Genomic DNA, 22,903 nt, shown 5'->3' on the forward strand with positions numbered 1-22,903 from the left:
ATATATATTTTTCATATTAACTAAGCGTAATATGCTAAAATCTTCTTTGATGAAATATTCTTTAATGAAACATACGTTATTATAATATATAATCAGTCTTATTGCATTAGTTTATATTTTGTTTTTATAATTCACATTTTACTCACATCTTTTACATATCACGTTCACATTTTCCCTCTAATATAATCATTGTTGAAAGACATATGACATTGCTTTCAATAAACTTTTTCATAAACAGATAACTACCTACTCCCTTAAATTTGTAGTTATCACTCTCCCAAAAAGAACCTGAATGATAATCATATCAATTGCCACTTGATATCATTATCATTCAGGTTCTTTTAGTTTATTTATTAAATATTGTAATCACTTTAATTACTTTGCTGTTTCTATCAAAATATTTTATCCTATAAGTCCTACTTTGCATTAACCCCTGCGATATCCTTAATCACCTCTCCAGCAATTATAAGCCCTACAACAGATGGCACAAATGCCACGCTTCCCGGAATATCACGTCTTTCTGTACATTTGTGTTCTGCTCCTGGTGGGCATATGCAGTTAGTACGACAGCTTATCGACATATCCTCGATTGGCCTTGTTGGCTGTTCTTCTGAATATACAACCTTAAGCTTCTTAACGCCACGTTTCTTAAGTTCACGGCGCATAACCTTTGCAAGAGGACACACCCTTGTCTTATATATATCTGCAACCCTGAATGCTGTCGGGTCCAGCTTATTACCAGCTCCCATACTGCTTATAACAGGAATTCCAAGTTCATTTGCTTTCATAATAATTGAAATCTTAGCTGTAACAGTATCTACCGCATCAATTATATAGTCATATTCATCAAATGGAAATTCATCAGCATTTTCTGGAAGAAAGAAACAATTATGAATTCTTACATCAACATTTGGATTAATCTCCAACATTCTCTCTTTCATAACCTCTGTCTTATACTTTCCAACAGTTTTTCTTGTTGCTATAATCTGTCTGTTAAGATTGGTAAGACATACTTTATCATCATCTATAAGGTCAAATGCGCCTATGCCGCTTCTTACAAGTGCTTCACAGGCATATCCGCCTACTCCGCCTATTCCAAATACAGCAACTCTCTTATTAGCTAGTTCCTGCATTGCACTTTCACCTAGCAATAATTGTGTTCTTGAAAACTGATTTAACATCTTTATCTCCATTCCGAATTATTAATTACTAAACCTACCATTATGGTAGTATTTCAATAAGAGATTATATTATAATCAGAAGTTTCTGTCAAAGCAATACTTTTATTACTCTTCCATACATTTTCTTCTATATATTTATACCTATATATTTTCTTCTATAGTATATTCATGTCTATATATTTTTATTTATATATTCGTATTTTTATATTTACATCAATACATTTATTTATATATTCTCATTTCTTATTGTTTCTATAATATTCTGCTTTCTTATCTGTGCTATCGAATATTTCATAATTCCAAGAAGCAGTATAATTACAACAATAACCGACATAACTATAGCTAGTAATGGTAAAGTGTATTTTAACTGCGATTCTCCTGCCGAAATATATATGACATAAGAAAGTATTGTTCCTGACACTACACCAATTATAAGGGCTTTACTTCCATAAAATACACTTTCCATCCTTATCATTTTATCAAATTCTCTCTTTGTCATACCTATCGACTGAAGCATTGCAAACTCTTTGCCTCTTAATTCCATTCCGGTTGTAACAGTATTAAATATATTTGTAATTCCAATCAATGAAACAACAGCAATAAATCCATATAAGAATATCTTGATTGTCAGAATTAGATTTTCATTGTTTCTTCTTTCCTGTGCCGCATTAACTATGTTATTCTTCCCAATATCAAATTCATTCACAAGTATATCCTGTGCTTTATCAGGGTCGTCACAGTTAATATTAAGAAGTACACTGCAATCAATATCCCCGGGATTAAACTGATTCATATAATCATCACTTACAATAAGATAGCCATAAGAAGTATAAGCATTTTCATATCCGAATGGCCTTTCATTGCTAAGTGCCACAATCTTTATATCGTAAAATGTTGTATCATCTGACGATTTACTATTATCCAATGATTTACTGCTGTTTGAAGTATCAATTCTATAAGTTAATACATCACCAGCTTTATAACCATCATATACATTAAAATATTTTACGTTATTTCCATTATTAATGTACTGATATGTATTATCTACAAGTATTCCTCCGCTCTGTGCAGTTTCCTTGCTTATACCAAGCTTTTTAATATACTTTTCATATTCTTCATTACCTAATGAAATAATACTTATATAGTAACCAGTATTTTCTGATAAACCTGCCTCATATTTATTTACTTCCTTATAATCACTACTATACTTTGGTTCATCTTTTAATGAAGCATAAAAGCCTCTTGCAAATGTAAAATCAGTTATATTCGTTTCATTATTTATCCTGTTCACAATATCACTTACTTTTTTATCAGCCTCATCTACAGACATACTTTTATATGAAGACATATACACCCTTAAATCTATATTGCCATTAGCGTATCTGTTGGCTGAATCTGTTAATAAACTCATAAATCCATATAAAGCAATAAATGTCATTACACTAAGCGCAATAGAAATAGTGATTACCCTGTATTTTCTCTTGTTACGCTTCATATTCTTATAGGCAAGGACACCTCCTTCACCCCATACTTTACTGACTAATTCCGGTGTCCTTAATGACTTAGATTTTATCTTGATATCTTCACTATGATTGATAGCCATTATTGGTGACATTCGCGAAGCCCTTATTGCTGGTACTAATGCCGACAATACAATCGTAACTATCGCAAGTACAATTGATAAAAGCACTCCTAATAAAGATGGTGCATACACAATGCTCATTTCTAATGTATCAATAAGCATTTTGTTACTCAATATGACAAGAATATAACTTGCTGACAGACCCACGACTATGCCTGCTGCAACACCTATTACACCCATAAACGCAGCTTCAAAAAAAACATTTTTTCTAATCTGGCGTGGCGTAGCACCAATTGAAGCTAACATTCCGTACTGTTTAGTCTTCTGGTTAATAGATATAGCAAAGCTGTTACTTATACATACCGCTGAAGTTATAATAATTATAACCATAACAACAGCCGCCATATTATATACAAATGCAACACTTGAATCATAAAACACTTCATACTTTATAAGACTGTTATTAATGTAATATGAATGTGCCTTATCAAGCTGGTTCTTTAATATCTCTGCCTCTTCATCTGTTGGGCTGCCTGAATACTGCTTGTTAAATAAAATTCTATCGACACCTAATATATCCGCAGTTATATTATATCTGTCTTTAAGTACCTTTTTATGAAACCTGATATATATGTCCGATTTATTCAAAGATGTATCTGACTTATTTGCAAATGTAATGACTGAATAACCCGGTGCAGTTCTTGGTTCTTCACCATATGGAAGCCTGTCACATATTCCCACAACCTTATACGTCTTAGTCTTCTTTACATCAAGCAGCTCATCTTCTCTATAATCATCATTCTGATAAAGCTTTTTACCATTATATGTCCTGTCGCCTACATCAAATGTAATCTCATCTCCAAGATTGTATTTAACACCGCCATTGGTCTTAATATGACTTGATATAACTATTTCGCTGTCATCTTCTGGAAGTCTTCCTGATGTTACATTTATTTCTGCCTTTTCAAATGTATCACTATCAAGTGCTTCAATATAAACATAAGGTTTACTGTCATTAACACAGCCGTCAAGCACTGCATAACCAACTTCGTGCATTTCGTAATAACTTTCCACCTGCCTGTTATTAATAACTGACTCCTTTTCCTTATCAGTCATATCATATAAGAGAAGATGAAAATCTCCATCTACCTTCTTTGCTCTTAACGTTATGCTTTCTTTTAAACTTACCGCCATAGCTGCAACCGCAGTCAGAAGTGCCGTTGCAAGTATAATACCAATAATTGTAACAATTGTTCTTTTTTTATTAAGCTTTAGATTCCTTATTGTCAACCTGTTAAGTATCTGCATATAAACTCTCCTTTCCAGCCCGTTTCATGAATTTACATAATTCTATATCTTATAAAATCCTATAAAATTATGAAACTATTTATATAAGACTCGTGCCTGTTCATAATCTTTATACAAGCCTGCCATCTTCAATTCGTAATATTCTGTCTGCAATCTTTGCAATTTCAAGATTGTGGGTAATCATTACAATTGTCTGATTATATTTCTGATTAGAGAGTTTTAATAATTCTACGATTTCATCACTTGAGCGTGAGTCAAGATTTCCTGTCGGCTCATCCGCAAGAAGTATTGCCGGGTGATTAATAAGTGCCCTGCCAATTGATACCCTCTGCTGTTGTCCACCTGATAACTGATTAGGCAGATGTGACACCCTGTCCTTTAAACCAAGAGTATTAATAAGATCACAAAGTTCTTTTTTATCTGGTGTCCTGCCATCAAGCTCACAAGGTAAAGTAATATTTTCCTTAACATTAAGAATTGGTATAAGGTTATAGAACTGATATATAAGCCCTACCTGTCTTCTTCTGAATATCGCTATCTTATCACTATTCAGTGAATATATATCCTCACCCTGTATATATACCTTTCCACTTGTAGGTCTGTCCACACCGCCAAGCAAGTGAAGAAGTGTTGATTTACCACTTCCTGAACTTCCCACTATAGCTACGAACTCGCCTTGTTCCACGCTGAATGAAATGTCATTTACTGCAAGTACAGCATTGTCACCTTTGCCATATTGTTTAACAAGATGTTCTACCTTTAATATCTCCATATACTGCCTCTCTTTCTGTCGTAAATATAGATTATAAATATGCATTGATTTATTACATATCTCAATATACACAGATAAAATGACATTTCGGTGACATTTATTTTATGTATTTAACTATAAATACTGTTTCTTCATCATCGGACTCCACACTTATATATCCTCCCTGCTTCTCAATTACTGCCTTAGCAAGAGGAAGTCCTATTCCCATACTGTTATCTTCGTATTTAGCTTCACTGTAATATCGTTCAAATATCTGCTTCTGTCGTTGGTCACTCAGTTTATCACCTCTGTTAGTTATATACACTGCTGTATACACATCATTATCTGTTATATTTATCTTTACAGTACCTTTATGTCTACTATGTTCAATTGCATTTTTAATAATATTCTGTAATGCTTCCCTGTTCCAGTTGTAATCGCCATTTATATAGATGTCCGATTTATTCAATTCATCTTCATTGCGATTATCGATATTCTTTTCTATATTTACATTTTTAATTTCTGCTATAACCTCAAGATTACCGACAGCTTCTTCTATAATCTTATTAATAGAAATGTTCTCATTATTGAACTCAACTACACCTGCATCAATTCTTGACAGCTTAAGCATAGACACAATCATCCAGCTCATTCCATTAACCTGATTTAAAGCTTCATATATGAATTTCTTTCTTGTAGAATAGTCCATATCCGGATTGTCATTAAGATTATCCAATAGAACCTGCGTTGAAGTAAGCGGTGTCTTTAACTGGTGTGATATGTCCGATACAGACTGCGCTAACATAACCTTTTTTATTCTGGCTGAGTCCGCCTGTTCTTTCATATATACCATAATTTTATATAGCGAATTCTTAAGACTGCTAAGCTCGTCTTCTGAATTATCATTTATTTCCAGCTCATAATTACCGCGTGATATTTTATCCATATAATCCTGCAACTCGAAAATGTCTTTCTTCCTTCTCCTTAAATACATACAAAAACATATAATAAACAATACCGACATCACGCCTATAATCGAAGTGCTGACTATGATATTGACATTTCTTATGTCACTCATATCTTTAATGTAAAATGTATTATCTGTTATTCCATTTTTTCTTAATATACTGTCAAATTCTTCTGATGTCGTACTACTTTCAAGCTCACTGTAGGACTTATTTAATATAATCGCAATTTCTTCCATATCAAGGTCTGGATATTGGTTAATAACATTTTCCATAATACATCTTATATATGTATTCTCCATATTCTTATACTTATGTGTATACCAGCTTATCCAGGAAATATATGTCACTACACTGACAACCAGCACTACACCTATTAATAGCAGGCTTTTAACCGCCTGCTTATTCTTATATGCACCCATATTCTCTCCAATCTGTTATCATATTCTTTCTAATCTGACAATCTGTAACCTACGCCCCTGACCGTCACAATAATATTTCCTTCTTTATCGCCTATCTTATCACGAAGTCTTTTCATTGTAACTGTAAGTGTATTATCATTTACAAAGTTGCCTGCTGAGTCCCATATATGTGATAATATTTCTTCTCTTGTAAATACTTTTTTAGGATTTTGTAACAGTATTTTTAATATCTCAAATTCAAGCTTTGTGAGCTTAACTTCATTATCCGCCTTGTACAATTTTCTTATATCAACGTCCATCTTTAAATCTGCAAATGTAAGCTCATTGCCGCTCCGGTTTCTTCTTAGCACATTCTTAATTCTCGATAGAAGTTCCATATTGCGGAATGGCTTTATAACATAATCATCTGCACCTAACTCCAACCCCATTACAACATCTTTCTCCTCATCTTTAGCTGTAAGAAATATGACAGGGGCTATATCATCAGCTTTAATCTTTCTGCAAAGCGAAAAGCCATCCCCATCAGGAAGCATTACATCAAGTATGACAATATCTATGTTCCATACATCACCAGCTCCAATTAAAGTTCTATATTTTTCAGTGTCCTTTGCATTCTCTAATATCTCCTTTGCCTGATATGCACTTCTTGCAACCCTGACATTATAACCATTATTGGTAAAAAGGTATTCCAGCCCCATAATTATTGCTTCGTTATCCTCTATTAATAAAATATTACTCATATCTTTTCTCCAATCTTAATTCTTAATTACACAGTTATCATAATACTACTGTTTAATACACTTTATTATTTAATCAGCTATTTTTCTTATTTTTCTTAAGTTCACATTATTATATAATATATACAATAAAATATTTTAATTGTATACCCTGTTTAATATATCCATACAAATATAGTTTCATTATTAAATAATATTTATCAATTTTGTCTGGGATTGAATTATTTTGATTGTATTTGAATTATTTTATGAATTGTATAAACAATAATTTTCGTGTATAATACATACTTGTAGTTTATACTATCAGGGGGAAACTTATATGTTAATAGGGAATTGTAACGTAACTGCTGAACTTGTAAGCTTAATTGTGGCCGGATTTTTGACATTTCTTATGTTATACTCCAATCCAAGAAAGACGAGTTCGTACCAAATCATTCATTATGGAATACTTTTATCGATGATATCTATCGCCACGCAGCTTGCATTTTTTTATAGTCAGGCTCATACCGATATGTTTAACAGAGAATTAAGATTATTCCTGTCGTTAGCATTTTTAGCAGAATACCTTGCATTACTAATGATGCTCTATGTGTATATATGTCTTCTTTCAACAAGGACATTACATCACACGAAAAATCTGCAATCAAAAGTATTATCATTCGGCTGTACTTATGCTATAGCTGTTTTTGCATTTGCAGTATCTGGTAAATTACCGGATATAATTGATGGTTTATTGCCATTAGAATATTATATTAATTTTTATGCTATCTTTGGCATAATAACCTGTTTAATATGCCTTTTATCCATATTATTAAATAAACATTCAATTCCAAAGGTAGTCAATAAATATGCTTTAATATTTATTCCAGTAGATTTCATAATGCTTTCAGTTCAATTTATGACAAGCAATATAATATTTTCAAGTCTCACATATGTATTACCATTTTTAATATATTATATATTATTTCACAGCAATCCATATGATGAACTTATTGGCTGTCAGAATATGCACTCCTTTGAAGCAAGATTTACAGACAGTGTATCAATGAAACGTAAATTTCTTGTTGTATACCTTAACTTTCCTCAGCTTAAAAATGTAAATTATGCTATTCATAATGAAAAAGTTGAAGAAACAGCCGCTAATGTATGCAGACGAATTGAAAAGCTTCATCATATGGTTCATATTTACCGATTTACCAATGATGAATTTGCTATGATTTTATATATCAAGGATGAAAACAAAATAAAGCAGTTTCTCAATAATGTGGAGATGGCAATAATTGATTATATGACTGCTTCATCTTACACAATTAACTACAGAATAGCTGCTATCCAGAGCAATCCTGTTGTATCATCAACACATAAGTTAAGCTCAATGTCAGCCTACCTTTTTAATAAAATTGCCAATGAACCGGGCAATCAGTGTTATCTTGCTACAGATAAGGATTACAAGGAATTTCACGAGGCATACAAGATTGAACAGCTTCTTCTTGATATCCGCAATAAGAATGACCTTGATGACGAACGTGTATTATGCTATGCACAGCCTATATTCAGTGTTAATAACAACAGCTTTAGAACAGCCGAGGCACTTATGCGCCTCTCACTTGATGGAACAATCATATATCCGGATAAGTTCATACCTATTGCTGAGAAGAATAACTGTATTCATACTTTAACGCGAATAATTCTTAACAAGGTATGTAAGATTGTAGCTGAATTTGAGAAGAAATATGACTTTGATGCAATAACTATCAATTGTTCATCATCAGAATTATCTAATCGTAATCTTTTTGATGAACTTATGGCTATAATTAATTCCAATAATATTATGCCAGAACATATCCGTCTTGAACTTACAGAAAGTGCTATGTTTGATGATTTCAATATGGTTATTCACAATATGGAAAAGCTTAATGAGTCAGGTATCAAGTTCTATCTTGATGACTTCGGAACTGGATACTCTAACCTTGAAAGAATAATTGGCTGTCCATTTAACACAATCAAGTTCGATAAAACACTGCTTTACAAATCTCTTGATAACTCCGCTGTATCGGATATTGTATCTCACCTTACAAGCGTATTCAAGGAACAGGGATTTGTATTATTAATTGAAGGCGTTGAAAATGAAGAGCAGGCATCTTACAGCATAGATAAAGGCTTTGATTATATTCAGGGTTACAAATATGCTAAGCCACAGCCTGTTATTAATTTGAAAGACTACTTTGATAAGCTGGAAAGGGCTATATCCTAATATCTTACTTATCAATGACATACTTATATAATATTATAATCGGTACTAAATTCCAATAAAATGGATTGTAATCAAATACCGACCTATAATTGTTATGATTGATAATCTAACTATTATAGGTTGGTATTTTTTATATATGTAAATTGATGTTTTCCATAAATAAATATTTTTAATAATTACTTTTTCTTCTAATTATTAATATATTAATCCGCAATTCCTTATAAGCTAAATATAAAAAATGACCATTATACTTACCAATAATAAGTATAATGGTCATTATATATATGGGGATTTTAAATATAATCGTATAATAATACTACCACTAATTATTTAATCAATCCATTAATCCTATTCTTAATCAACATCCCACCAATCGTTGGCAGAGGTCTTTTCCTGTCACCCTTAGGTGCTGATTCTTTCTCAGCCTCAACAATTCGTTTCTTAATCTGTTCCATTTTATCATCTAACTGTGCAAGCTGGTTAGCACAATCTGATAATTCCAATGCAAGTATTTCAGCTTCGCTGTCTGGAATATTCTTCTTATATCTTAGCTTATGCTCAACACTTGCCCAAAAATCCATAGCAATAGTCCTAAGCTGAACTTCAACCTTCATTCTTCGTTTCTCATTCTGTAAGAATATCGGTATCTCAATGATAAGATGAAGACTTCTATAACCACTCTCTTTAGGATTCTTGATATAGTCCTTTTTCTCGATAAGTATTATATCGTCCTGCTGTAAAAGACAATCAGCAAGCATATATATGTCCTCTGTAAATGAGCATATTACTCTTATTCCTGCAATATCCCTTATATTCTGCTCAATAGATTCCATTGTAAATGGAATATTCTTCTTGTTAGCTTTCTTGATAATTCCTTCTGTTGACTTTATTCTTGTCTTAATAGTCTCTATAGGATTACGGTCATACTGTAAAGAAAACTGCTCATTAAGAACCTTGAACTTAGTCTCAACTTCCATAATTGCACATCTGTAATAAGCCATAAGTTCATTAAATGGCATTGTATTCTCTCTTATAAAATCAAAAACTTCATCTGACATAAGATTTTCTCGTATAAATCTCTGTTCTTCCTGTTTTAAAAAATCTTCAATACCCATTAGTTATTATAAGTTCCTTCCTGCTATTTGCTTGTAAAATGCTTTATCAACAGCACAATTATCCATTATGCAGTATATTCCTTCTAATATAAGCAAATGTATAATCTTCACCTTTCTCTGACAACATAACAAGTAATGAATACAATAATTCCTTAGTATTAGAATTAATTATATAATGATCCATTCCTCTCTTAAAATAATTCAAAGAATCTGCATCTGTATACTTATCTTTATTATATATCTTACTTGCAGCTACCCTGTCACAAAACATTTCAATAACATAATTAACAGGCATTTCCATTCCTATAAGACTTCCATCACCACCTTTAGCTGGATAATCTATCCAGTATTCATAGTGGTGCTTATTTCTTCCTTTATGATGAAGCCACGCTGTTGAACAGCCCTCTGCTTCCCTCTGTGCATTATTCGGACTTCTGTTACCATCCTGATAATACTTTACACCTGGAATAAACTCTGAAAAGCTATATTTGGATAAGTCGTGCAATAGTCCCTGCTTATACAGACCCACACGAAAACAATTCTTCATAACCTCTAACTTATGCGTATTAATAGTATGCAAATGTCCAAAAAAATTATGAAAAAACTTACCCGGCTTCATTACTGTCAATCCTCCATGCCTGATTTTATCCTAACAGTCCGTTTGTTAGAAATTGTTAATTATTAAACTATCTTACCACGCACATTATACAGTATTCATATAAGCAAATTCAAGCATTACAGCAAGTCTTAATACGAAAAATCGAAAAACTTAATAACTTTATATATTCTTTATTGATTAATCTCACATATTACCTTGATGCCTTTATCGCTTCATCATAAAAGTATTCCTGTGAGTTAATCGACTCTTCACCTTCTTTAATACCTTTATGGTAATAGTTGCCGTCACTTCCCATAATTCTTGCTTTAACATTATCTTTAAGCATTATATTAAACATATGTAATATACGCTCTTTAATACTTTCATCATATACCGGTCCAGCAACTTCGACCCTCTTAAGAGTATTACGTGTCATAAAATCTGCTGAGGAAATATACATCTTCATATCTGCACCCTTTCCGAATATATATATTCTTGAGTGCTCAAGAAATCTACCAACAATACTTGTGATTGTAATGTTATCTGTATATCCGGTTATTCCTGCAACCATACAGCTAATCCCTCTTATAATCATATCAATCTTTACCCCGCTCATAGATGCCTCAACAAGCTTCTCTATTATAACCTTATCTGTGAGCGAATTAATCTTTATTCCTATATAAGCTTCCTTTCCTTCTTTTGCAATAGCAATCTGCTCATCAATTAATGAAAGGATTTTATTCTGTAAGCACTTAGGTGCAACGAGCAAATGCTCTGTATTGTCAACAACATCTCCAAGTCCGAGATTATTGAATACATCTGCTGTCTCCTTGGCAATAGCTTCACTTGAAGTAAATAAAGCAAGATCTGTATATAATTTGGCAGTTTTTTCGTTAAAATTACCTGTTCCAATATGTGTTATATAACGAAAATCTTCTCCGTCTTTATATGTTATAAGACAAAGCTTTGAATGAACCTTGATATGGTCTATTCCGTATATAATCTTACAGCCTGCTTCTTCAAGCCTGCGTGACCATTCAATATTATTCTCCTCATCAAATCTTGCCCTCAGTTCAACAAGTACAACAACCTCCTTGCCATTCTCAGCCGCATCAATAAGTGCCTCTACTATCTGCGAATTCTTGGCAACACGGTATAATGTCATCTTAATTGACAGAACCCTGTCATCACCTCCTGCTTCATTAAGAAGCCTTATTAATGGATGCATACTCTCATATGGATAACTGAGCAATAAATCCTTCTTAGCAAGCTGGTCTATAAGCGGCTGCTTAATATCAATATTACTTGAATTCTGTGGTACGCGTCTTTCATAGAACAACTCTCTCCTGCTTCTTAAGTCATCCTGTATCTTTGATATAAATGACATCTCAAGAGGTGACTCAGAATAAAATACCTGCTTCTTATCAAGCTTAAGTTCCTTACATAAAGCAGATATTACTTTATCATCAAGCACTCTTGAATATTCAAGCTTTACAGGACACAGCTTCCTTCTTTCCTTAATTAGCTGTTCCATAGTATCCCTGTAATCCATCTCTTCATCATAGAATGCTTCGTCCATATCTATATCTGCATTTCTTATAATTCTAATCAAAGACTTACTCTTAACACTATATTTCTTAAATATCTTTGGAAGAAAATGCAGTATAAGTTCTTCAATAAGCATATACTTATGACTGTCTGATGGTATTGGAATAAGTCTGTCAAATACGCCATTACTGCACGGAACAACACCTATCTTGTCATTGTTCTTTGAACCAAGAAGTGCCACTGCATATATTTCTTTATTCTTAAGAAATGGAAATGGATTCTTCTTGCTTATAACCTGTGGTGATAATATAGGAAGAATTGAATTATTAAAATATTCCTCTAAATATACAGCATCTGAATATTCAACATCATTAAAACTTATAAGCTTTACTCCCTGCTCCTCAAATCTATACATAAGCTGCTGATATATCTTATCTTTCTTATGCAGTAATTCCCTTGTCTCACTAAAGACAGCATCAAGCTGCTCTCTTGCTGTCATAAGTGTCTTATTATCAAATCCTGCATTCTTATCGTGCTTATTTCCCTTAGCAAGCAACATCTGGTCATATAATGAACCAACTCTTACCATATAGAATTCATCAAGATTACTATTAAATATAGATACAAATGTTAATCTCTCACATAAAGGCACTTTTAAATCCGCAGCCTCATCAATTACTCTCTCATTGAACTTAAGCCAAGACAACTCTCGGTTAGCAAAATATGGCTTTGGTACATCAGCACCTGAAGCGTTGCTCTTAATATCTCCGAATAAAGCACTGCCATTTATCTCACCAACTAAAACATTACTCTTAACCTCATCGGCTGAAGTATTATTCTTAACCTCTGCCTGATATACATCTTTATTAATATATGCGTTATCTGAATTAATCTCTTTAAACTCTGGTTGATTCATCTCTTTATTATCACTGATATTCTTCTTATTATTAACTTCTTTATTGTCATCATTATTAATAGTCATATGAGCCTCTTTATCTTTCTTCCAAAATCCTAGTCTCCAAAACATATTCCCATCGCCTTTGCTTCTGTAATTATTCCCGCCTGTGGATCTACAGTCTTTAATCTGCCCGCAACTTTATTTAATTCAATCTTATCTATCTGATTATTGCGGACACATACCATATATCCATATTCTTTATTCATTATAAGTTCTGCTGCTTTAGCTCCTAACCTTGAAGCTAATACCCTGTCATAAGCACAAGGGCTTCCACCTCTTTGTACATGACCTGGTACAGTAACCCTTACTTCCTGACCTGTTCTATCCATAATACCTGCACCAATTCTGTATGCTGCTGATGGATAATGCTCCTTCTTTCTTACTTCTTTAAGTTCTTTCTTACTATATAACATTTCCTCTTTGGATATTATACCTTCTGCAACTGCAAGAATTGTAAAATGCTTTTTATCATTAATTCTTTTATTAATTGCTTCTACAACCTTATCTAAATCGTATGGTATCTCTGGTATAAGTATTACATCAGATCCACCTGCTATGCCCGCATGCAGTGTAAGCCAGCCTGTCTTATGTCCCATAAGTTCAACTATAAATACCCGGCTGTGTGATGCCGCAGTTGTATGTATACAATCTATGGTATTCGTTGCTATATCAACTGCTGACTGGAAACCAAAGCTTACATCTGTCCCAACCAGATCATTATCAATCGTCTTAGGAAGTGTTACAACATTAAGTCCTTCTTTATATAAAAGATTGGCTGTCTTATGTGTACCATTACCTCCCAATATTACAAGACAATCAAGCCCTAACTCCTTATATGTGTGCTTCATTGCCTCAACCTTGTCCTTACCATTCTCATCAGGTTCATTAATCTTCTTAAATGGTGTTCTTGATGTTCCAAGTATGGTTCCACCTATAGTTAATATCCCTGAAAAATCATTAATATCCATAAGCTTATATGTATTATTAATAAGTCCTCTATACCCGTCAAGAAAACCATATATCTGAACATCATCCACTTTATTGTAAAGACTTTTAGCTACACCTCTCATAGCGGCATTAAGTGCCTGACAGTCACCACCGCTTGTCAACATTCCTATTCTCATATTAATCTCCATTCCTGCACACATTTTTGTACATATCAAGCTTATGTCTAGTGTGCACAGACACAACCTCGCGTGTAAAAATTTATTTTTACACTTATATCTTTATCTTTGTTACTTATTATTTTCTATTGTACATTAAACAACTATCTAATATCTTCATTCTTGATATATTTCAATAAATTGCTTCATAGTTTTGCAATTTCTGACATTATATTATAGTAGTTATGTAAAGTTTAACGAACTTATATGTAAAATCTATGTAAATTAAATATACTATACAATGTATTCACATCTATACCAAATTAATATATTTATAGTATATCACACTATATTTTTACTGTACATATATATTTTAAAACTTATATACTTTTTATATATTCAATTAGATAAATTTCAACTAATACTAATTACATTTTTCAATGCATTATGATACAATAAGAAGCACTGAATTAGTATGCCGTTATCTATACACCGGCATTTATGGAGGATTAATATGACAAGAAAAGAGATTAATGAAATCAAATCACAATTCAATATAGAAGACTGTGGAATTCTTAAATTATGCGGATGTTATGTTGATGGTGAGAAGAATAAAGTCACAACTATTAATGAAACATTCCTCAATCTTCCTGAGGAAGAACGCCATAAATATATAGATATATTTAAAAAATGTCTTTCTGGCACACCAGGACGTAACCTTATTGATATGCAGTTTACTCTTGATGCCTACGGCGATAAACAGCCTCACGATTTTCTGCTTGAGCTAAGAGACAGCGAATTAAAAGACGAGAATAAACTCAATGAATTATATGATAAAATAATCGCCAACTATTATTATCCTGGCAACTACTTAATTCTTGTAATCAATCAGGCATATGATGTTCCGGGTATGACTGCAGATAATATTGCTATGGAAGACGCTTCTGATGAAGTGTATAACTACATTTTATGCTGTATCTGTCCGGTTACTCTCTCTAAACCTGGGCTTGGATATTTTGAAAATGATAAGACTTTCCACAATCAGGTTCAAAGCCATATGGTTGACAATCCTGACATAGCATTTCTTTTCCCAGCCTTTAATAATCGGAGTTCTGATGATGAAAAAATTCTGTATCACTGTAAAGATATAGATGATTTCCAACAGAATTTTCTTACATATGTACTTAGCTGTGAAATTCCACTTCCAGCCAATGTACAGAAAGAAACCTTCAATGCATTAGTAACTGAAACACTTGGTGATGATTGTAACTATGAAACTGTTAAAAATATTCACGACAACCTCAATGAAATAATTGATGAACACAAAGCTGTTTCAAGCGCTCCTGTAATGCTTGATAAGACTGAAGTTAAGGAAATTCTTGAAAAAAGCGGCGTAAAAGAAGAAAAGCTTGCTGACTTTGAAGAACATTTTGAGATGGCTGCTGGAGAAAATGGAAAACTTGCCGCTAACAATATCACACCTTCAAGAAAATTTGAAGTAAAGACACCCGATGTTGTAATCAAAATCAATCCTGATAAAACCGACCTTGTAGAAACCCGTGTAATTGACGGAAAGCAGTGCCTCGTTATCCAGATTGATGAACATCTTGAAGTAAATGGAATTTCTGTTAATCCTGATACCGGCGAAGTAATTGACCGCAATGAAAATACTAATAACAATATATACTAGATTAATTATTCAATAAAATAAGCATTATTGTATACAATAATACTTATAATAAAAAATACCGCATTAATGTGTAACATATTCCAAGTTATGGAATATCCACATTAATGCGGTATTTTTTATTATTTATGCACTAAACAGATGATTATAATTCACATATCTGCTTATGTACTATATCTTAAAGAACTTCATTTCTGAGTTAAGCTTCTCTGATATCTTCATCAAATCATTAGCAGTTGTTGAAAGCATACTAATTGTAGCTGTAAGCTCCTGCATTGAAGCTGTTGTTTCCTCAGCTGATGCAGCATTCTGTTCAGAAATAGCGGAAAGATTAGCTATTACGTCATTAACCTGTTGTCTTGCGTCATCACAGGAACCTACATTAACCTCAATTGCTGCTGTCTCCTGTCTTGATACATTAATGCCATCACTAACATCAACAAAACTGTCCCTTGTCGCATTAAGCTTAACGACCTGCTCATTAATAAGAAGCTTTGTAGAATTCATCTCTTCAACAGTCTTTTCTGATTCCTGCTTAAGATTTTCAATTATCTGCTTAATCTCACCAGCCGCTTCATCTGACTGTGATGCAAGCTTCTGTATCTCAGATGCAACAACTGCAAATCCTTTTCCCGCTTCACCAGCCCTTGCTGATTCGATTGAAGCATTTAGTGCTAAAAGACTTGTCTGGTCTGCTATATTAGTAATGAATGCAGCTGCTTCTCCAATCTTGCCAACCGATTCATTAGTAAGCTCAATCTGATCTGCAATCTTATTAACTGCTTCTGTAGTATGGTCATTAGACTCAGATAACTCAACCATAGTATTCATTGAAGTATCACCTGCGTTACCCATAACATTAGCCGCCTGTGTAAGATTAGATACCTTCTCAACAATATCCTCAATAAGCTTGCCCATATTAGCAATATATGATGAAGCATTCTGGATTTCCTCTGCCTGCGACACAGCTCCTTTTGATATATCTTCAACTGCACTTGATATTTCTTCTGTAGCCTTACTTGACTGGCTCGCTGTAGCCGCCATCTCATCTCCAGACTTATATAACTGATCTGCTGATTCTGTAAGTCCTGTCACAATACCATTAAGTTTGCTGATAAGTGCCTGTACAGAACCCGCCATCTCTCCAATCTCATCATTACGCTTTAACATATTAGGATCAACCTTCATAGTTAAATCACCATTAGACAGGGAAACAAATAATCTGTTGACTGTCACTAAAGCATTAGCAATTTTTCTGGAAAGCATCAATGATATCACTGCTATTACTAAAAGAACAATAATTGTTACTCCCACAAGTGCTATAACCTTCTGTATAATAAATGATGTTATAGCTGTTCTTGGTTCTCCAGCAAATAACATACCCACAATATTGCCGTTATAATTCTTTAATGGAAGATATACACCTGTATAATCAACTCCATCAATATCGATATGATCTGCTTTATATGTCTCTCCTGTCTTAACCTTTTCCCATACTGAATCTGGTGCTTTAAGGCTCAACATTCTCTTATTATTAGAATCTCTTAATGATGTTACCTTGGAATCAACACCATAAAAGATTGCAATATCTGCATCATTATCATCTGTAAACTTATCAATTCCGTCCTGCTTCTGTGAAAGATTAGTATCACCTTTAAAAATGTTACCATTATTATCGACACGCCAATCACCAGAATATGTATTATCATAACTTGACTTTGTTGCCTCTGCTAGAAGCACAAGTCCATTAGATGCCTCTGCATTCATACCAGCTGACATATTAACAATTGCAATAATAAGCACTACTGTAATACCCACAACTGTAGGAAGAACAGAACTAGCTATAAGTCTTGCTTTAATACTCATCTTAAGTCCCGGCTGTCTATACTCATTCGATGTGTTATTATCATTAGAAATATCCTTATTCTTAACTGACTTCTTAGACTTACTCTTAACAACCTTAGGCTTGTCAGCTTTCAATTTATCTTTTACAGGCTGCTTAGCTGATTCCTTCTTTCCAAATCTTTTAGACTTTGGAACTTTTACCTTCTTATCCACTTCTGATACAGCTTCCTCGCTATCTGCTTCAGGCATCGTAGATTCAGCATCAACCTTTGTTGTATCTTCCATACCATAACCTCCTAGTTTCTTATATAACATAGAATATATCATTTCATATCGTTGAAGTATTATAACATAAATAAATATAAATGTTCTACATTTTTCTACTCTTTTTGCACATATTTTCCTGTATTATTAGATATAAATTAATCCCATTCAGCAAGTGTTCTATAAATAAAAAAGTTCCCCGGTCTGGGGTGACCGGGGATGAGTAGAGGGGATAGAAATATAGTCAAGTATATTGGCTTTGGAGATTGTCCAATATACTTTCGTCCAAATTAAACTTAGTATCAGGTTCTCAAAAATATAACCAAACAAACATCATCTAACTTTCAAATATCATAACCTGACACAATCTATTATAATATCTTATTAAATATTGTCAATTAATAATTAACCTAAATTAACATTAAATAATAAAATCTTTCTCATCAGTTAAATATCAATATGCAAAACAATTATTAATATCTACCTGACACTTTTACATATTATAATAGGTTACTTTTAATATAGCAACTGAAAAATTGTATTTTTTATACTTTTTTAATGATTTATTGTCCTGTGTTATTATTATAATAATTAATCTGTCACTTTGTCAAGCTCTCTTTTAATTAATTCTGCCGTTGGTGTTATAGCAAGACCTTCTCTGGCTGTTTCTTTTAAACTTGATGGCATTGCCGCACCAATTCTCTGCATTGAATCAATAACTTCATCTGGTGATATTACACTTTTAATACCTGCCATAGACATCTGTGCAGCCGTTATTGCATTCATAGCTCCCGCAACATTTCTTTTAATACAAGGAACTTCTACAAGTCCACATACCGGATCACATGCAAGACCTAACATACTCTTTAATGCCAATGCACTCGAATTAACTATCTGCAGGCTATCTCCTCCCTGAAGAAATGTCAACCCTGCCGCCGCCATTGCACTTGCACTTCCAATCTCTGCCTGACAGCCTCCTGATGCCCCGGCTATAGAAGCATTTTCTGCTATAACTGCTCCAATTCCTGAAGCAATCAGCAACGCCTTAACCATATCATCTTCAAGTGCCTTAAAATATGTTTCATATGATATAAATACCGCTGGAATTACTCCGCAAGACCCCGCTGTAGGTGCAGCTACTATTCTACGCATACACGCATTAGACTCTCCCATTTTAAGAGCTTTTTCCATAACCATTCCTACAAAATCTCCACATATATTCCTGCCTGATTTGTTATATTGATACATCAGCTCTCCGTCACCACCTGCCATCCGGCTTGGTGACTTAAGAGATTTATCATAATTATTATCTGCAGTTTTCATAGCTTTATACATCAGACGCATATTTTCAAAAATCTTATCTTCTGAAACCATACGCTCGTGTGCATTATCCATCATAATAACCTGCCATATCTGTGCATTGTTCTTATGACATAATTCCACCAAATCATTTATAGAATGATAATTCATTATTTAATCTCCCTTTTGCGATAAATATGTTACTTTAGTTATTCCTTCAACCTTTTTGAGCCATTCTATGCCTTCGCGTGGTATCTCCTGATCACATTCCAGAACCATTACTGCATTACCGCCCCTGTTAGAACGATACAACTGCATACTTGCAATATTCACGGATTTGTGTGCAAGCATTGATGTCACTTCACTAACGTGACCCGGCTGATCCTGATTATGCACAACTAAAGTTGGATAATCTCCCGAAAAATTCGTTGTTATTCCATCAATCTGTGCGATATTTATTCTTGAACCACCAAGTGACTCACCTACAACCTCAAGCTGCTTTCCAGAAATACCTGTTAATATAATCTGTGCACTATTAGGATGTGCTTCTTTCAGCGTTGATTTTCCAAATGTCACCTTTATTCCTTTTTTTTCGGCAATCTCCATACTATGTGGTATTCTCATATCATCAGGCTGCATTCCAAGTAGTCCTGCAACTATAGCCTTATTAGTTCCGTGTCCCTTTCCTGTATCAAGAAAAGAACCATACAGCAAAATATTTGCTTCCTTTATCTGTTCTCCCATCAACTTCTGGGATATATATCCAATCCTTACCGCACCCGCTGTATGTGAACTTGATGGTCCAACCATAACCGGACCAATTATATCAAATATATCCATTAAATCCTCCGTGAATCCAGATGCTTAAAATATATTTAATAATATTTACTCTGAATTATTGTGAACTTGGTATTAATAATTTTGTCTATCATTCTATTTGCATTGTTTTATTTGAAATATTTACTTCTTTCCTACTATATTAGAAAATGTATCTTCTAAGCTCTTTCCTACTGATTTCATTGCATCACCAAATTCATCAGCCATACTTTTAGCCTTCTTATCCAGTTCATTTTCTTTTACATAATCTGTAACCTTATCCGCCGCATTATTAGTGACGTCAACAGCTTTACCAACACCTCTTAAGACCTTTTCTTTATTAATAAATCCCATTATTATCAGCTCCTCTTTTATTTATTAATCTATCAATCTGTTAGCTTTTAAATTATAAATCCATTAATCAATTTCTAACTATATTTAAGTTTATATATCAATAACTGGTCTAATCGTAAACTACTCTGTTCAATCAATTTCTAACTGTATTTAAGCTTATATTGTTATTATACATTTATTTTATAATTTATATTATATCATAATTTCTACGTTGCTTTTCCACGCATATGAAGTTTCGAAGAAACTTCTAAGTGACTACGAAGTAGTCATATTATATCATATTTTTTGTGCAGCTTTTCAGCACATATAAAGTTCCGTAAGGAACTTTTAAGATGAGCACTCTTGTGCTCATTATATCATCTATTTTATCATTTAAAGATAATGTTTATATTACAATATATTCTTTAATACAATATTGGATTTATGTCACATAATATAGTTTTATATTACAAATACAGTTATATACTGTGATTTCAACATAATTATACTTTTTAATTTCAACAGTATTACTTTTTCTATATAGTTACCTATAATAATTTCAATTCAACTACTGCATTCATTTTATTATCTGTTTCAAATATGACAAGGCAGTTATAATTATTATCTGTAAGACATTTTATTTTTATGTTATCATTCTGCATAATTTCTTTTTTATATTCAATTCTTATATAGTTAAAATCTACATTTTTATAAATATCTTCTGGAACAGCTTCTAATGCTGCTTCCAAATAGCTGACATTATGTAAATGTCCATTAATATCAATATCTCTTCTCTGTATTAAATATGGCTTTTCTGTAACCATAATGTTATCTGGCAGATTATCCAAATCAGGAAGCTCTATCTTCTTTATCTCCTCATCGAATACATTTTTTTCTGTTTCAGTACCGTATATATCGTTCATTTTGTTGTCTAAAATAATAGGTCTGCGTCTTACCAAATCCATATATAGCCATCTTGAAGTACCTATTGCACATAACTCACCATTCTGGTCGTATAATTCAAAATCCCTAAATGCACATAGTCTATCAGACTTTCTAGACCATGTGCTTGCATCTATATATTCATTGTAAGCTGGTCTTTTAAGGATTTTTATCTTCCAATCCAGCAATACCCACGCCTTTTTATTAATAGCAGATGCCGATACCCCCAATCCAACCTTATCTGAATGAGAACCAGCAATATCCTCCATAATCGTAACGATTCTTTTGTTGTCTATCTTATTCTCTCTTCCAATATCCTCTAACTCTACTTTATATCTTTCTTTATATATCATTATCTATATTCCTCAATATATTCATTATATGTTAACTATGTGTATGTTTAAATAAAAGCATATCAGCTGATTAGTATTAGTTAATTTATATTAATATTTTAGTGATTATCACTTGTTACACCTGTAAATACAAGCTTTAACTATTAGAATTTTTTAGTATTTATTCTAATTATCAACGCCTAATCTATATGTATTAATGCTCATATTATACATTTAATAATACTTTATTGTTTTACAGTACGGCCGTCTGATGTGTGCTTTATCTAATAATTATTATTGTTCATCAGCCAATATCTGTTAGTGTTCTTATATTATAAATGTTATGAGTTGAAATATCCATAAAAAATGAATTAAATGTGTGTGGTAGTTACATAATTGCAAATATAATCTGCAACTATATATGATTATTTAATAATCTAAAAGCAATATAAATGTTTCACGTGGAACTTAAAACATTTGTTTGTAATATCGTTACTAATTACTATAATTGTATAGATTATATAAGTTTCATTAGTTATAATATTTTAGATTTAATTATATTGTTTTAGATTTAATTATATTGTTTTAGATTTATTATAATTAAATATATTATTGATATTATGTATTATTAATCACTTTTCAATAATAGTACTCAAATAAAGTGAACTCAGTTCACTTTATTATATTCCTTATAATATATGTCTTATCAATATGTATAATACCACTTTATGAATTAATTCAATTATATTTAATAATATATTTGCTGTAATTTTTTTATTTATAATTATATATAGATATTAAAGCATTATCCAATAATCATATATAACAATTAAACTAGATTATTAATATTGATAAACAAATTC

At 32.5% G+C, this 22,903-nt stretch carries 16 protein-coding genes; 2 read left to right on the forward strand and 14 right to left on the reverse strand.

The features are described from left to right. Positions 1-416: 416 nt before the first annotated feature. The 5 genes from BM157_RS08555 to BM157_RS08575 all read right to left on the reverse strand — a co-directional run bounded on the left by BM157_RS08555 (position 417) and on the right by BM157_RS08575 (position 6,949). Entirely contained in the window at positions 417-1,181 is a 765-nt protein-coding gene (locus tag BM157_RS08555; RefSeq protein WP_055306493.1) for a tRNA threonylcarbamoyladenosine dehydratase, read from the reverse strand. A gap of 226 nt (positions 1,182-1,407) precedes the next feature. After that, the gene (locus tag BM157_RS08560) at positions 1,408-4,071 is read right to left on the reverse strand and encodes an ABC transporter permease (RefSeq protein ID WP_090140720.1); all 2,664 of its coding nucleotides are present in this window, start codon (positions 4,069-4,071) and stop codon (positions 1,408-1,410) included. A gap of 109 nt (positions 4,072-4,180) precedes the next feature. Beyond that, positions 4,181-4,843, reverse strand: coding sequence for an ABC transporter ATP-binding protein (locus tag BM157_RS08565; protein ID WP_022501701.1), 663 nt, complete (start codon positions 4,841-4,843; stop codon positions 4,181-4,183). 97 nt (positions 4,844-4,940) lie between these two features. After that, a complete protein-coding gene (locus BM157_RS08570; protein WP_090140722.1) occupies positions 4,941-6,209 on the reverse strand; it encodes a sensor histidine kinase in 1,269 nt (422 codons plus the stop codon). A 29-nt stretch (positions 6,210-6,238) separates the two neighbouring features. Further along, positions 6,239-6,949 (reverse strand): response regulator transcription factor, encoded by a 711-nt coding sequence (locus BM157_RS08575; RefSeq protein ID WP_090140724.1) that lies wholly within the window; start codon positions 6,947-6,949, stop codon positions 6,239-6,241. A gap of 316 nt (positions 6,950-7,265) precedes the next feature. Between BM157_RS08575 and BM157_RS08580 the strand changes: the two genes are divergently transcribed. Then, a complete protein-coding gene (locus tag BM157_RS08580) occupies positions 7,266-9,200 on the forward strand; it encodes an EAL domain-containing protein (RefSeq protein WP_090140726.1) in 1,935 nt (644 codons plus the stop codon). A 326-nt stretch (positions 9,201-9,526) separates the two neighbouring features. Here the strand turns inward: BM157_RS08580 and BM157_RS08585 are convergent, their stop codons facing one another. From BM157_RS08585 to BM157_RS08600, 4 genes are all read right to left on the reverse strand, one after another. Next, positions 9,527-10,258 carry a GTP pyrophosphokinase family protein gene (locus BM157_RS08585; protein WP_318255878.1) on the reverse strand — a complete coding sequence of 244 codons (732 nt, stop codon included), beginning with the start codon at positions 10,256-10,258 and terminating at the stop codon, positions 9,527-9,529. Between the two features lie 115 nt (positions 10,259-10,373). Further along, positions 10,374-10,934 carry a DUF5662 family protein gene (locus BM157_RS08590; RefSeq protein WP_090140728.1) on the reverse strand — a complete coding sequence of 187 codons (561 nt, stop codon included), beginning with the start codon at positions 10,932-10,934 and terminating at the stop codon, positions 10,374-10,376. 190 nt (positions 10,935-11,124) lie between these two features. Next, complete coding sequence (ppk1, locus tag BM157_RS08595) at positions 11,125-13,488, reverse strand: polyphosphate kinase 1 (protein ID WP_318255879.1); 2,364 nt, start codon at positions 13,486-13,488, stop codon at positions 11,125-11,127. Then, entirely contained in the window at positions 13,473-14,543 is a 1,071-nt protein-coding gene (locus BM157_RS08600) for a 6-phosphofructokinase (RefSeq protein WP_055306486.1), read from the reverse strand. The genes ppk1 and BM157_RS08600 overlap by 16 nt, the downstream gene beginning before the upstream one ends. A gap of 493 nt (positions 14,544-15,036) precedes the next feature. Here BM157_RS08600 and BM157_RS08605 point away from each other — a divergent pair, with 493 nt between their 5' ends. Continuing rightward, positions 15,037-16,212 (forward strand): DUF4317 domain-containing protein, encoded by a 1,176-nt coding sequence (locus tag BM157_RS08605; protein ID WP_022501288.1) that lies wholly within the window; start codon positions 15,037-15,039, stop codon positions 16,210-16,212. A 168-nt stretch (positions 16,213-16,380) separates the two neighbouring features. Here the strand turns inward: BM157_RS08605 and BM157_RS08610 are convergent, their stop codons facing one another. The 5 genes from BM157_RS08610 to BM157_RS08630 all read right to left on the reverse strand — a co-directional run bounded on the left by BM157_RS08610 (position 16,381) and on the right by BM157_RS08630 (position 22,061). Next, on the reverse strand, positions 16,381-18,339 hold the full coding sequence (locus BM157_RS08610; protein WP_318255880.1) for a methyl-accepting chemotaxis protein: 1,959 nt from the start codon (positions 18,337-18,339) through the stop codon (positions 16,381-16,383). A gap of 570 nt (positions 18,340-18,909) precedes the next feature. Further along, positions 18,910-19,788, reverse strand: a complete 879-nt coding sequence (gene sdaAA / locus BM157_RS08615) for an L-serine ammonia-lyase, iron-sulfur-dependent, subunit alpha (RefSeq protein ID WP_022501286.1) — start codon at positions 19,786-19,788, stop codon at positions 18,910-18,912. Between the two features lie 3 nt (positions 19,789-19,791). Beyond that, positions 19,792-20,457, reverse strand: coding sequence for an L-serine ammonia-lyase, iron-sulfur-dependent subunit beta (gene sdaAB, locus BM157_RS08620; RefSeq protein WP_055306482.1), 666 nt, complete (start codon positions 20,455-20,457; stop codon positions 19,792-19,794). A gap of 120 nt (positions 20,458-20,577) precedes the next feature. Next, complete coding sequence (locus tag BM157_RS08625; protein WP_022501284.1) at positions 20,578-20,787, reverse strand: hypothetical protein; 210 nt, start codon at positions 20,785-20,787, stop codon at positions 20,578-20,580. A 527-nt stretch (positions 20,788-21,314) separates the two neighbouring features. Next, complete coding sequence (locus BM157_RS08630) at positions 21,315-22,061, reverse strand: acyl-[acyl-carrier-protein] thioesterase (protein WP_022501283.1); 747 nt, start codon at positions 22,059-22,061, stop codon at positions 21,315-21,317. Positions 22,062-22,903 lie beyond the last annotated feature (842 nt).

The organism is [Lactobacillus] rogosae, assembly GCA_900112995.1.
GTDB classification, from domain to species: Bacteria; Bacillota; Clostridia; order Lachnospirales; family Lachnospiraceae; genus Lachnospira; species Lachnospira rogosae.